Origin of the sequence: Streptomyces sp. NBC_00377 (assembly GCF_036075115.1) — a bacterium.
GTDB lineage: Bacteria > Actinomycetota > Actinomycetes > Streptomycetales > Streptomycetaceae > Streptomyces.
In genome coordinates, this window is record NZ_CP107958.1 from 8,102,198 (window position 1) to 8,114,998 (window position 12,801).

Sequence of the window (12,801 nt, forward strand, 5' to 3'; positions counted from 1 at the left end):
CCGAGGTCCTGTGCCGTGGGCTTCCGGGCCGCCAGGTCCTACGCCGTGAAGCGGCCGGTGCGCCTGATCTCCGGGTAGTCGGTGGTCGCGCCGTCCAGTTCGAGGGCGCGGACGAGCCGCAGCTGGTCCTGTGTGTTGACCACCCAGCCGATGATCCGCAGGTCCCGCTTCCGCGCCTCCTCGACGACCTCCAGGGTGAGCCGGCGCAGGTTGAGGCAGACCGTCGTGGCGCCGGCCTCCACGGCGCGGTCCACGATGTCGAGGCCGTAGCGGCTGCCGATGAGCGCGGTGCGCACCCCGGGGACGAGCCGGGCGATCTCCACGAGGGCCTCGTCGTGGAAGGAGGACACCTCCACGCGCTCCACCAGGTCCCGCGCCCGCATCACCTCGGCCAGCGCCCGTGCCGCAAGGACGTCCTTGATCTCGGCCTGGAGCGGGAGCCGTACGGCGTCCAGGACCTCCTCGAAGATCGGGACGCGCTCTCCCCGGCCCGCGTCGAGGGTCCGCAGCTCCGCGAGCGTCCGGTCGGCGACGGGCCCGCTCCCGTCGGTCGTACGGTCCACTTCGGGGTCGTGCATGACCACCAGAGCGCCGTCCTTGCTCAGGTGCAGATCGAGTTCGATGACGTCCAGACCGCCGTGCTCGGCGGCGACGAAGGAACGCAGGGTGTTCTCGGGCTCGACGCCCATGACTCCGCGGTGACCGATGGTGAGGAAGTTCAAGACACGACTCGCTTCCGTCGACGGCGGGGGCTGGAGGCGCACGCAGCCTAGTGGTCCCGGGCCCGCAAGGACATGCGCGTGCACCGAGGGTTCCCCTACCCGCCCCGCGCGGCGATCCGACCTGTCGGACCGTCTCGGACGGAAGTCGTCGCACCTCCGGTGTCCGGCAGGAAAAAGTGCGGTGAAGACATGGGCGCGCAGGATAATTTCCCGAAGGTCCACTTGCTGGAGGAAAGCCGCTGTGCATACGGTGTGCTGACGCGAGTTTCTCCAGCGAAGGATGGGACATGACGGAAATTCTTGTGCAGGCAGCTACGGGGGAGCAGGTTCCTCCGGCGGTCAGGGTGGTGGAGCACCCGGCGTGGCGCGTGCTCAAGGATGCCGTGGAGGGGATCCGGCCCTGGCAGTCGAAGGACGGATCGATCGACTTCGCGGCCGAGGGCGCGCCCACGGGCACGGATGCCGAGCAGGCGGTCCTGCGGGTGATCGAGGCCGTCGAGGAGCTGTCCCCGCTGCTCCCGCACGACGCCGACTACCACCGCGCGCTGGTCAAGGACCTGCGGGTCTGGGCCGACGGCGGCTTCGGGGTGCCGGACTTCCTCGACTCGCTGCTGGCCTTCCAGCCCGCCGCGAACCGCCGCGACGGCCAGACGCATCTGGTCGTCTTCGCCATGTACACGCAGAACGGCAACCCGGACCGCAACCTGGAAGCCGTCGTGCTGCGCATGGTCTGGCCGCAGTGGCTCGCCGAGCTGGAGCGCACCCGCTACGACAACCCGCTGTTCTGCGGCATCACCTTCGAGGACTTCACGGCCGGCTACGACACCAACTCGGCCGTCCTCTTCCCGGAGACCATCGCCGTCCGCGAAGCGCCGGAACGTTTCTCCTGGGGTGGCATCTTCTGCGACCGTGAGGCCGCCCGCTTCCGCCGGGTGACCGACGCCGCCGTCGACATCCTGGGCCTGGAGCTGCCCGAGGACATCGCCGCCATGGTCCACGACCAGAAGCGCTGCGAGGAGGCCTTCGTTCTGTGGGACATGGTCCACGACCGCACCCACAGCCACGGCGACCTGCCCTTCGACCCCTTCATGATCAAGCAGCGCCAGCCGTTCTGGATGTACGGCCTGGAGGAACTGCGCTGCGACCTCACCGCCTTCAAGGAGGCCGTGAAGCTGGAGGCCGACGACGTCCCGCAGGCGCGTGACGTGCAGTACGCGGTCCTCCTCGACCGCATGTTCCGCTTCCCGGTCACCGGTGAGCGGGTCCGCAACTACGACGGTCTCGGCGGCCAGCTGCTCTTCGCCTACCTGCACAAGCACGACGTCGTCCGCTGGACGGACAACAAGCTGCACATCGACTGGCAGCGGGCCCCGGAGGTCACCAACCAGCTCTGCGCCGACATCGAGACGCTGTACCGCGACGGCATCGACCGTCCGAAGCTCGTCCACTGGTTCGCCGGCTACGAGCTGGTCTCCGCCTACCTCGCCCCGCACCCGGGCTCCAGGTGGGCCAAGGGCCCCGACGCCCTGGACCTGACCCAGCCGCCCCGCAAACTCGTCGATGACGTGCTTCCGGACGAGTTTCCGCTGAGCATGTTCTATGAGGCACTGTCCAAGAAGCTGAAGAACGTGATCGCCTCCACCAAGGGCATCACGGCGGACAGCGCCGAGAGGGTCGCCGCGTGAGCGACCGTACGAACACCGCTCAGCAGGAGGCAAGGATGGGGAACGGGGCTCTCAACGGTGCGGTGATCGCGGTGGCCGGTGCGGGCGGACCCGCCGGCCGGGCGGCACTGCTCAGGCTCGCCGAGGCCGGCGCGACCGTCGTTGGCGCGGACAACGACCCCGAGCGCCTGGCGGAGGCCGTCGACGCGGCCCGCTACGGGGCCGGGGGCGCCACGGTCACCGGCGAGCCGGTGGACCTGCTCGACCTGGACTCGACCCGGGAGTGGGCGAGCCGCGTCGAGAAGGAGTTCGGCCGGATCGACGGAGTGGTCCACCTGGTGGGCGGCTGGCGCGGCAGCGAGACGTTCATCAAGACCAGCCTGGACGACTGGGACCTGCTGGAACTGCTGCTCGTCAAGACCGTGCAGCACACATCCCTCGCCTTCTTCGAGGGCCTCCAGCGCAGCGAGCGCGGCCGTTATGTGCTCATCAGCGCCTCCGGCGCCTCGAAGCCCACCGCGGGCAACGCCGCCTACGCCGCCGCCAAGGCCGCCGCGGAGGCGTGGACCCTCGCGCTCGCCGACGCCTTCCGCAAGGCCGGGGGCGCCGAGGGGCCGACCTCGGCGGCTGCGATCCTGGTGGTGAAGGCGCTGGTGCACGAGGCGATGCGCGCCGACCGCCCCAACGCGAAGTTCGCGGGCTTCACGGACGTCAAGGACCTGGCCGAGGCCATCGCCGGGGTCTGGGACAAGCCCGCCCATGAAGTGAACGGACAGCGTCTGTGGCTCACCGAGAAGCCGTGAACCCTTCGAAGACCGACGCGCGGCGCCACCACGACCCGGAGATCCGCGGTTTCGCCAGTGACAACTACGCCGGGGCCCACCCGGAGGTGATGGCCGCCCTGGCCCTGGCCAACGGCGGCCATCAGGTGGCGTACGGCGAGGACGACTACACCGAGCACCTCCAGAGCATCGTCCGGAGCCACTTCGGCTCCTCTGCGGAGGCCTTCCCGGTCTTCAACGGCACCGGGGCCAACGTCGTCGCGCTCCAGGCGGTCACCGACCGCTGGGGCGCGGTGATCTGCGCCGAGAGCGCCCACATCAACGTGGACGAGGGCGGCGCGCCCGAGCGGATGGGCGGCCTGAAGCTGCTCACCGTCCCGACGCCCGACGGCAAGCTCACCCCCGAACTGATCGACAGGCAGGCCTGGGGCTGGGAGGACGAGCACCGCGCGATGCCGCAGGTCGTCTCGATCACCCAGAGCACGGAACTCGGCACGCTCTACACGCCCGACGAGATCCGCGCCATCTGCGACCACGCCCACGCGCACGGCATGAAGGTGCACCTGGACGGCTCCCGGATAGCCAACGCGGCCGCCTCGCTGGACGTCCCGATGCGGACGTTCACCAACGCGGTCGGCGTCGACATCCTCTCGCTGGGCGGGACGAAGAACGGCGCGCTGTTCGGCGAGGCGGTGGTCGTCGTCAACCAGGACGCCGTCCGTCACATGAGGCACTTGCGCAAGCTGTCCATGCAGCTCGCCTCCAAGATGCGCTTCGTGTCGGTGCAGTTGGAGGCCCTGCTCGCCAAGGACCTGTGGCTGCGCAATGCCCGCCACGCCAACGAGATGGCTCAGCGGCTCGCGGAGGGTGTGCGGGCCGTGCACGGGGTGGAGATCCTTCACCCGGTGCAGGCCAACGGCGTGTTCGCGCGGCTGCCGCACGACGTGAGCGAGCGCCTCCAGAAGAAGTTCCGGTTCTACTTCTGGGACGAGGCGGCGGGTGTCGTGCGCTGGATGTGCGCGTTCGACACGACGGAGGACGACGTGGACACCTTCGTCGCCGCGGTCAAGGAGGAGATGGCGCGGTAGCGTGACGGATCAGCCGTCCGACGTCCGTTGCGATGCATAGATATGCGGTCACCTGAAAAGTCATTGACTCTCGGGTGATCGCATTCCTATGCTCTCCCGCCATGGAGCTGATCCAGGAGAACCCCGACCTTTCCGCCTATCTAGCGGCTGATGAGGTCATCGACCACCACCATCCGCTGGTGCGGGACACAGCCGCGCGCCTCGCGAGGGACGCGCAGGACTCGTATGCCTATGCGCGCCTTGCCTTCGAGTTCGTCCGCGACGCCATCACGCACTCGCAGGACGCCGACGACCCGCGCGTGACCTGGCGCGCCTCGGACGTGCTGGCGCAGGGGACGGGCATCTGCCACGCCAAGGCGCACGCACTCGCCGCGCTGTTGCGGGCCGAGGACATCCCGACCGCGCTGTGCTACCAGCGCTTCGCGCACGACGAGGGGGACGGACACGTCCTGCACGGACTCGTCGCCGTGCGGTTCGGCGGGGCCTGGCACCGCCAGGATCCGCGCGGCAACAAGCCGGGTGTGGACGCGCGGTTCTCCCTCGACGGCGAACGGCTGGCCTTCCGCCCCGACCCCGGGGCGGGCGAGCTGGACTACCCCGGCCTCCACGCGGCACCGCACCCTGCGGTCCTCGGCGCCCTGCGGGCGGCCCCGGACCGGCCGCGTCTGTGGAAGACCCTCCCCGCCGCGCTGTGAGCGCGGGCGAGCCCCGGGCGGGCGGACACCGGCCCGGGGCTCACCCGCTCGGGGCGACGGCGGGGAAGGGGCGTCAGCGCGCCTCGGCCGCGCGGACCTGCTCCGGTGTCGGTGCCGTGCCGCCCAGGTGGGCCGGCATCCACCAGGTGTCGTTCGCGTCCTTGGGGCGGACCGGGTAGGCCCGCTGAGCGGCCTCCAGAAGCTCCTGGACGCGCTCGCGCAGCTGCCGGGTGATGGCGCCCGCGTACTTGTCACGGGAGGCCTCGAGAGCCTCGCCGACGCGGATGGTGATCGGGGTGTGGCTGCGCTTGAAGTTGCGGGGGTGGCCCTTGGTCCACAGCCGCTGCGTACCCCACAGCGCCACCGGGATCAGCGGGACGCCCGCCTCCTGGGCCATCCGGGCCGCACCCGACTTGAAGCTCTTGAGCGTGAACGACTGCGAGATGGTGGCCTCGGGGAAGACTCCGACGATCTCGCCCGAGCGCAGCGACTCGAGGGCGTGCGCGTAGGCCGTCTCGCCCTGGTTGCGGTCCACCGGGATGTGCTTCATGCCGCGCATCAGGGGGCCGGAGATCCTGTGGCGGAAGACGGACTCCTTCGCCATGAAACGAACGAGGCGTTTCTGCGGGAGCGCGGCCAGGCCGTCGAAGATGAAGTCGAGGTAGCTGATGTGATTGCTCACCAGCACGGCTCCGCCCGAGCGCGGGATGTTCTCCGATCCCTTGCAGTCGATCTTGAGGTCCCAGGCCTTGAACAGGGTCTGGGCGAGGCCGACGACGGGACGGTAGACAAGCTCTGCCATGGGCGGGGCGAACCCTTCCTTCTCTTTGCCGGGGATGCCTCCCGGCGGCAAAGTTACGCAGCCGTAGGTTTACGGCATCTCGCAGATCGTGCCCGAAGAACGACCGGGGAGCCAGCCCTCGTGCCCGGGAACGGCGAGATACTCGTCACTTCAACCCCCTTGATCCACCTCGGGCTTTTAAGTCGTCTTTACTTCGCGCGCACCCGCGACCCGGCGTACCAGCAGGTACATCTCGCATCCGAGGCAGTACCCGAAAGCGGCATTGAGGAACGCGGCCGCCAGCGCGGCCCCGGTCGCCGCGAGGCCCAGCCAGCCGGGACCCAGTGCGAGGCCGACGAGGCCGACCCCCGCGAACACCAGGCCCACCACCTGCGCGAACCGCGGCGGCTGAGGCGCCTCGAACCCGGTGGGCGGACCGATCCACGGCCGTACGGCCCTGCGGAACACCCAGCCGTACGGCGACCGTCCCACCCCGCCCGCCGCGCCGAGCGCGAACGCCAGCGTCTGCCACGCCAGCAGCCAGGCGCTGCCGGTGATCAGTACGACCGCGAGCACCAAGGTCGTCACGGCGGCCCCGAAGCGCGGGCCCCTCACATCGATGTCCATGAATCAAGCATTCCGCATCGGAAACGATTCCTGGGGGCGGGAATCTTTGCAGTCTCGTGAACGCTGGAGCGTCTGATGACCGGACTGGTGGTGTGTGCGGCGGTGCTCGTGGCGGCGAGCGCCTACGGAGTGCTGCAACGGCGGCGGAGCGGGAGGATACGGGTGCGCGGGCGCGACGACGGCAAACGGCTCGGAGCGGACCGGCTCGGCGGCGAACTCGGCGAACGGGCCACGCTCGTACAGTTCTCCAGCGCCTTCTGCGCGCCCTGCCGGGCGACCCGCAGGGTCCTCGGCGAGGTGGCCGGCGTGGTCCCCGGCGTCGCCCACATCGAGATCGACGCCGAGGCGCACCTGGACCTCGTCCGCGATCTCGACATCCTCAAGACCCCGACCGTCCTGGTGCTCGACGCCGACGGCCGCGTCGTCCGGCGCGCCACCGGCCAGCCCAGCAAGGCGGACGTCATCGCCGCCCTGGGGGAGGCCGTGTGATCCGCCGCCGGGGGGCGGTGAGGCATCTCCCAGATGCCGGAACGTACTTGACTGTGCGCGCCACCTATCGTCAGCCTGACCGTATGCCTGAGGAACTCCTTCGCCACGGACGGGTCCCCGTCGACCTGGTCCGTACCGCGAGCGCGCGCTGTCCGGTCCGTTGAGCACCCAAGGACCGGCTCGTCCCCTCCCGCAGAAGGACCACTCCATGACGGCCACGCCCGGCCTCGGCTCCCCGCACCTGGCCTCCCCCGACCTGCTGCGCTCCGTCTTCCGGCGGCACGCGGCGGGGGTCGCCGTGATCACCGCCCCCGGCGACGGCGGCCCGGTCGGCTTCACCGCCACTTCGCTCAGCTCCGTCTCCGCGGAGCCGCCGATGGTCTCCTTCGGCATCGGCACCGGCGCCTCCAGCTGGCCGGCGCTGTCCCGGGCCACGCACGTGGGCGTGCACATACTCGGCGAGCACCAGCAGGAGCTGGCCGCCACCTTCGCCAGGAGCGGTGCCGACCGCTTCGGCGCTCCCACCGCCTGGCGTGAGGGCCCGAAGGGCGTCCCCGTCCTGGACGACGTGCTGGCGTGGCTGGTGTGCCGGGTCGTCGCCCGGGTTCCGGCGGGGGACCACCGCATCGTGCTGGCGGAGGTGGTCCTCGGGGACCCGGAGGGCGCCGGGCGGCCGTTGCTCTACCACCAGGGGCGCTTCACCGCTCTGCGGGATTGATCACCCCCGACTGTCCTGCGGAGTCGTCGGATTCCGATTACGCTGCGTTGCAAAGGTCACAGTTCAAAGCGCTTGCTCAGCGGGAACGAACTGGGTGTACTGACGAGTAATATTTCGGTCGGAGCGCGGCCCGCCCCGACCGGGATCGGCCGCTTGTGGCGCCTATGCTGCCTGGAAGAAGGCAGCCGAGAACTGACGATGCAGTAGGAGAGCCGGCGTGAGCTTGAGGATCGTTGTCACTGTGAAGTACGTGCCCGACGCCACTGGCGACCGGCACTTCGCCGATGACCTGACCGTCGACCGTGACGACGTGGACGGTCTGCTCTCGGAGCTCGACGAGTACGCGGTCGAGCAGGCGCTGCAGATCTCCGAGGGTTCCGACGACGACGTGGAGATCACCGTCCTGACGGTGGGCCCCGAGGACGCCAAGGACGCGCTCCGCAAGGCGCTGTCCATGGGCGCCGACAAGGCGATCCACGTCGAGGACGACGACCTGCACGGCACCGACGCCATCGGCACCTCCCTGGTGCTGGCCAAGGCGATCGAGAAGGCCGGCTACGACCTGGTCATCTCCGGCCTGGCCTCCACCGACGGCACCATGGGCGTCGTCCCGGCCCTGCTGGCCGAGCGTCTGGGCGTCCCGCAGGTCACCCTGCTCTCCGAGGTGTCCGTCGAGGACGGCACCGTCAAGGGCCGCCGGGACGGCGACGCCGCCTCCGAGCAGCTCGAGGCCTCCCTGCCGGCCGTGGTGTCGGTCACCGACCAGTCCGGCGAGGCGCGTTACCCCTCGTTCAAGGGCATCATGGCGGCCAAGAAGAAGCCGGTCGAGTCCTGGGACCTCTCCGACCTGGACCTGGAGGCCGAGGAGGTCGGCCTGGAGGGCGCCTGGACCGCGGTCGACAGCGCCACCGAGCGTCCCGCTCGCACCGCGGGCACGATCGTCAAGGACGAGGGCGAGGGCGGCAAGCAGCTCGCCGAGTTCCTCGCGGGCCAGAAGTTCATCTAAAGGCCCTTCGCCGACCGCCCCTCAACTTCGTTTCGCAGGAGAGCAATCCCATGGCTGAAGTCCTCGTCTTCGTCGACCACGTGGACGGCGCCGTCCGCAAGCCCACCCTCGAGCTGCTGACGCTGGCCCGCCGCATCGGCGAGCCCGTCGCCGTCGCCCTCGGCGCGGGCGCCGAGAACACCGCCGCCGCGCTGGCCGAGCACGGCGCCGTGAAGGTGCTGACCCACGACGCTTCCGAGTACGCCGACTACCTGGTCGTACCGAAGGTCGACGCCCTCCAGGCCGCCGTCGAGTCGGTCTCCCCGGCCGCCGTCCTGGTGCCGTCCTCCGCCGAGGGCAAGGAGATCGCCGCCCGCCTCGCGCTGCGCATCGGCTCCGGCATCATCACCGACGCCACCGACCTCGAGGCCGGCGACGAGGGTCCGGTGGCCACCCAGTCGGTGTTCGCCGCGTCCTTCACCACCAAGTCCCGCGTCTCCAAGGGCACCCCCGTCATCACCGTGAAGCCGAACTCGGCCGCCGTCGAGGCCGCCCCGGCCGCCGGCGCCGTCGAGTCCCTCGCGGTGACCTTCTCCGCCCAGGCCACCGGCACCAAGGTCACCGGCCGCACCCCGCGTGAGTCGACCGGCCGCCCGGAGCTGACCGAGGCCGCGATCGTGGTCTCCGGCGGCCGCGGCGTCAACGGCGCCGAGAACTTCGCCCTCATCGAGTCCCTCGCCGACTCCCTCGGCGCGGCCGTGGGCGCCTCCCGCGCCGCCGTGGACGCCGGCTGGTACCCGCACACCAACCAGGTGGGCCAGACCGGCAAGTCCGTCTCGCCGCAGCTCTACATCGCCAACGGCATCTCCGGCGCCATCCAGCACCGCGCCGGCATGCAGACCTCGAAGACCATCGTGGCCGTCAACAAGGACGCCGAGGCCCCGATCTTCGACCTCGTCGACTACGGGGTCGTCGGCGACCTGTTCGACGTCGTGCCCCAGCTCACCGAGGAGATCAACACCCGCAAGGGCTGATCACCCGGAAGTCGCCCGGACGAGCCGAGGCCCCCGTGACCGCGCAGGTCACGGGGGCCTCGCCTCATCCCAGGCTCAGGGACGCCTGCACCGGCAGGTGATCGCTCGGGTACTGGCCGCCGACAGCGAAGGGGTCGGTCCACTCCCGGTGGACCGTGACCCCGGGTGTCGCCAGGATCCAGTCGATCCGTTCCCCGTCCGGGACCAGCGGCCGGTACCCGTGGAAGGTGGCATACGCCGCGCCGCGCACGCGTGCGGTGTCCCAGGTGTCCACCAGGCCGGCGGCGAGCAGCGCGTCGTGGACCGGAGCGTCCTGCGCCGTGGTGTTGAAGTCGCCGGTCACCACCAGCGGCAGCGAAGGGTCGAACCGGGCGATCCGCGCGGCGATCAGGGCGGCGCCGCGCACGCGCGCGTACTCGCTCGCGTTGTCGAGATGGGTGTTGAGGACCCGGAACTGTCGCCCCGCCGCCCGCAGATCACGGAATCGCACCCAGGTCACCATGCGCGGGTGTCCCCCGCCCCAGGTGTTGGAACCGCGCACTTGTGGCGTGTCGGAGAGCCAGAAGTGCTCGTAGCCGGCCGGGACGAGCCGCCGCGTGTCGTAGAAGACGGCCATCGCCTCGTCGTCGCCCACGGCGCGGCTGGTGCCGATCCAGTCGTAGTGCGGTCCGAGGTCCGCCTCGATGTCCCGCAGCTGCTGCGGCCGGCCCTCCTGGGTGCCGATGACGTGTGGGGCCGCCCGGCGCAGCAGGGCGCGCATCACCGGCCGGCGCTGCGCCCAGCTGTTGGGCTTCTTGGCGGACGCGAAGCGGAGGTTGAACGTCATGACCTCCAGCGGGGGCGCCGGCGCCGGCAGGAGTGTCCCCTGCGTCCGGCTCTCGTGCCGAGCGGCCGAAGCCCCCACCGTGCCGAGCAGGGGGACGGCGGCGACGGCGGCCACCATGGTTCTCAGCCCCGCCCGCCGGGTGGACCCACTGCTGCCCGTCATGTGTTCCCCTTCGCCTCGTGAGCCAGGATGAAGGTGTGGACCCCCGGACGGAAGAGGGCACGGGTGCGGCGGTGAACGCAGGGACCACGCCGTGGACAGGGTGTTGACCTGCCGGAAGCCGCACGGATAACTTCGCTCTACGGATTGTTGATTCCGTACAGCGGAAAAATGGAGGGTGTGGAATGGGCCAGGGCCAGCAGGAGACGACGGTCGCGACCAGCCTCGCGGGCGCCGTCAGCGAAGAGATCAGCGCCTCCCTCGCCCCGGTCGACGCCGAACTCGCCCGCCGCTACCCCGGCGACCCGGGCACGCGCCAGCCCGTCCACACCGTCTACGTGCCCGGCGACGCCTTCGACGCGGGCACGATCCGCTCCTGGGGCGACAGGGCCCTGGCCGCCCTGGACGAGCACGCCCCCGACGCGGCGTCCTTCGCCGCCTGCCTCGGCCTGTCCGCCGACCTCGCCGAGCCCGTGTACGCGCGCGTGCGGGCCAAGCTCGAGCGCGAGCCGATCGAAGACCTCCGCGTCGACTTCGAGGACGGCTACGGCCCCCGCCCGGACGCGGAGGAGGACGAGACGGCCGCCCGGGCGGCCCGGCTGATCGCGCAGGCGTACACGAAGGGCACCGCCGCCCCGTACATGGGCATCCGGATGAAGTGCATGGAGGCCGCGGTGCGCGACCGGGGCATCCGCACCCTCGACGTCTTCCTCACCGGCCTGATGGAGGCCGGCGGCCTCCCCGAAGGCCTGCTCCTCACCCTCCCGAAGGTGACGTACCCCGAGCAGGTGAGCGCCATGGTCCGGCTCCTGGAGGCCTTCGAGAAGGCGCGGGGGCTCCCGCCCGGGCGGCTCGGCTTCGAGATCCAGATCGAGACCAGCCAGGCGATCCTCGGCACCGACGGAACCGCGACCGTCGCCCGCATGATCCAGGCGGCCGAGGGCCGTGCCACCGGCCTGCACTACGGCACCTTCGACTACAGCGCCTGCCTCGGCGTCTCCGCCGCCCACCAGGCGAGCGACCACCCCGCCGCCGACCATGCCAAGGCGGTCATGCAGGTCGCGGCCGCGGGCACCGGCGTACGCGTCTCGGACGGCTCCACCAACGTCCTCCCGGTCGGCCCGACCGAGCAGGTCCACGACGCCTGGCGGCTGCACTACGGCCTCACCCGCCGCGCCCTGTCCCGCGCCTACTACCAGGGCTGGGACATGCACCCCGGTCACCTGCCCACCCGCTACGCGGCCGTCTTCGCCTTCTACCGGGAGGGCCTCGCCCGGGCCGCCGACCGGCTCGCGCGCTATGCCGGCCGGGCCATCGGCGACGTCATGGACGAGCCGGCGACCGCCAAGGCCCTCAGCGGCTATCTGCTGCGCGGTCTGGACTGCGGCGCTCTCGACCTCGCCGAGGTGACCGACGCCACCGGGCTCACCCGGCCGGCCCTGGAGGGCTTCGCGGGACCCCGCCGAGGGATCTGACGGCCGCCGCGCAGTAACGCGCGCCACGGGCCTCGGGGGCCCTCTTTTCGGTGTGGGACTGCCTTCCGGCGGCCTTCCTCCAAGAAGGCTTCCCTCCCGCGGGGCTTCCCTCCGGCGGGGGCTCCCTTCCGGCGGCCCTTCGCTCCGGGGCTCCCTCCGGCGCCCGGTCCCCGGCTTTCCCGCTTCCCCCGCGCCGCGCCCGGTGCCGGACTCCTCGGCCGATGAGGCGTCGGCCCGAGGGGGCAGGGATCCTCGCCGAGGACCGGCAACCGCCGGACACGACCGCGCACCCCTGCCCCACCGCCCCCGACCTGCGTCGACTACTGCTGCGGGGTCTCGTACGGGCGCGTGATGATCTCCATGCCGTGCCCGGCGGGATCCATGAAGTACACGCCCCGACCGCCGTGGTGATGGTTGATCTCACCGGGCTGCCTGCCGTGCGGATCGGCGAAGTACGTGATGCGGGCCCGTTCGATCCGGTCGAAGGCCGCGTCGAACTCCTCGTCCGAGACGAGGAACGCGTAGTGCTGCATGACGATCGACTCCGCCGGGATGGCCGCGAAGTCCAGAGTGACCCCGTTGCTGGTGGCCACCGGGACGAACGGGCCCCACTCGGCCCCGACTTCGAGTCCCAGGATGTGGGCGAGGAACTCGGCGGACTCCCGGTTGTCAAGGGAGTGGATGATGGTGTGGTTCAGCTCGACTGACATGTGTGGAATGCCTCCGTAAGGCAAACTCACGGGCGCCTCCATGCCT

14 protein-coding genes are annotated in these 12,801 nt (G+C 70.9%); 9 read left to right on the plus strand and 5 right to left on the minus strand.

The genetic code is table 11. The annotated features are described in order from the left end of the window. Positions 1-38: 38 nt before the first annotated feature. Entirely contained in the window at positions 39-722 is a 684-nt protein-coding gene (locus tag OHS71_RS36020) for a glycerophosphodiester phosphodiesterase (RefSeq protein WP_328483499.1), read from the minus strand. A 287-nt stretch (positions 723-1,009) separates the two neighbouring features. Between OHS71_RS36020 and OHS71_RS36025 the strand changes: the two genes are divergently transcribed. From OHS71_RS36025 to OHS71_RS36040, 4 genes are all read left to right on the plus strand, one after another. Next, positions 1,010-2,407: a DUF6421 family protein gene (locus OHS71_RS36025; RefSeq protein ID WP_328483500.1), complete on the plus strand. Its 1,398-nt coding sequence runs from the start codon at positions 1,010-1,012 to the stop codon at positions 2,405-2,407. Between the two features lie 35 nt (positions 2,408-2,442). Then, a complete protein-coding gene (locus tag OHS71_RS36030; RefSeq protein WP_328483501.1) occupies positions 2,443-3,189 on the plus strand; it encodes an SDR family oxidoreductase in 747 nt (248 codons plus the stop codon). Continuing rightward, positions 3,186-4,256: a threonine aldolase family protein gene (locus OHS71_RS36035; RefSeq protein WP_328483502.1), complete on the plus strand. Its 1,071-nt coding sequence runs from the start codon at positions 3,186-3,188 to the stop codon at positions 4,254-4,256. Before OHS71_RS36030 ends, OHS71_RS36035 begins: the two co-directional genes overlap by 4 nt. A 101-nt stretch (positions 4,257-4,357) precedes the next feature. Continuing rightward, positions 4,358-4,951 carry a transglutaminase domain-containing protein gene (locus OHS71_RS36040; protein ID WP_328483503.1) on the plus strand — a complete coding sequence of 198 codons (594 nt, stop codon included), beginning with the start codon at positions 4,358-4,360 and terminating at the stop codon, positions 4,949-4,951. A 73-nt stretch (positions 4,952-5,024) separates the two neighbouring features. Here the strand turns inward: OHS71_RS36040 and OHS71_RS36045 are convergent, their stop codons facing one another. Together OHS71_RS36045 and OHS71_RS36050 are read right to left on the minus strand one after the other, a co-directional pair. Further along, positions 5,025-5,753 carry a lysophospholipid acyltransferase family protein gene (locus OHS71_RS36045; RefSeq protein ID WP_328483504.1) on the minus strand — a complete coding sequence of 243 codons (729 nt, stop codon included), beginning with the start codon at positions 5,751-5,753 and terminating at the stop codon, positions 5,025-5,027. Between the two features lie 177 nt (positions 5,754-5,930). Continuing rightward, on the minus strand, positions 5,931-6,359 hold the full coding sequence (locus OHS71_RS36050) for a DUF4395 domain-containing protein (protein ID WP_328483505.1): 429 nt from the start codon (positions 6,357-6,359) through the stop codon (positions 5,931-5,933). Positions 6,360-6,434: 75 nt separating this feature from the next. Here OHS71_RS36050 and OHS71_RS36055 point away from each other — a divergent pair, with 75 nt between their 5' ends. The 4 genes from OHS71_RS36055 (at position 6,435) to OHS71_RS36070 (ending at position 9,585) form a co-directional block, all read left to right on the plus strand. Continuing rightward, positions 6,435-6,848 (plus strand): TlpA family protein disulfide reductase, encoded by a 414-nt coding sequence (locus OHS71_RS36055; RefSeq protein WP_328483506.1) that lies wholly within the window; start codon positions 6,435-6,437, stop codon positions 6,846-6,848. 208 nt (positions 6,849-7,056) lie between these two features. Beyond that, positions 7,057-7,566 carry a flavin reductase family protein gene (locus OHS71_RS36060; protein ID WP_328483507.1) on the plus strand — a complete coding sequence of 170 codons (510 nt, stop codon included), beginning with the start codon at positions 7,057-7,059 and terminating at the stop codon, positions 7,564-7,566. Positions 7,567-7,783: 217 nt separating this feature from the next. Further along, positions 7,784-8,572: an electron transfer flavoprotein subunit beta/FixA family protein gene (locus OHS71_RS36065; protein WP_328483508.1), complete on the plus strand. Its 789-nt coding sequence runs from the start codon at positions 7,784-7,786 to the stop codon at positions 8,570-8,572. Positions 8,573-8,622: 50 nt separating this feature from the next. Further along, positions 8,623-9,585, plus strand: a complete 963-nt coding sequence (locus OHS71_RS36070) for an electron transfer flavoprotein subunit alpha/FixB family protein (RefSeq protein ID WP_328483509.1) — start codon at positions 8,623-8,625, stop codon at positions 9,583-9,585. Between the two features lie 64 nt (positions 9,586-9,649). Here the strand turns inward: OHS71_RS36070 and OHS71_RS36075 are convergent, their stop codons facing one another. Beyond that, on the minus strand, positions 9,650-10,573 hold the full coding sequence (locus OHS71_RS36075; protein WP_328483510.1) for an endonuclease/exonuclease/phosphatase family protein: 924 nt from the start codon (positions 10,571-10,573) through the stop codon (positions 9,650-9,652). A 182-nt stretch (positions 10,574-10,755) separates the two neighbouring features. On the opposite strand from OHS71_RS36075, the gene OHS71_RS36080 reads away from it, so the two are divergent. After that, positions 10,756-12,045: a DUF6986 family protein gene (locus OHS71_RS36080; protein ID WP_328483511.1), complete on the plus strand. Its 1,290-nt coding sequence runs from the start codon at positions 10,756-10,758 to the stop codon at positions 12,043-12,045. A gap of 320 nt (positions 12,046-12,365) precedes the next feature. On the opposite strand, the gene OHS71_RS36085 is transcribed toward OHS71_RS36080, so the two are convergent. Beyond that, on the minus strand, positions 12,366-12,755 hold the full coding sequence (locus OHS71_RS36085) for a VOC family protein (RefSeq protein ID WP_328483512.1): 390 nt from the start codon (positions 12,753-12,755) through the stop codon (positions 12,366-12,368). Positions 12,756-12,801 lie beyond the last annotated feature (46 nt).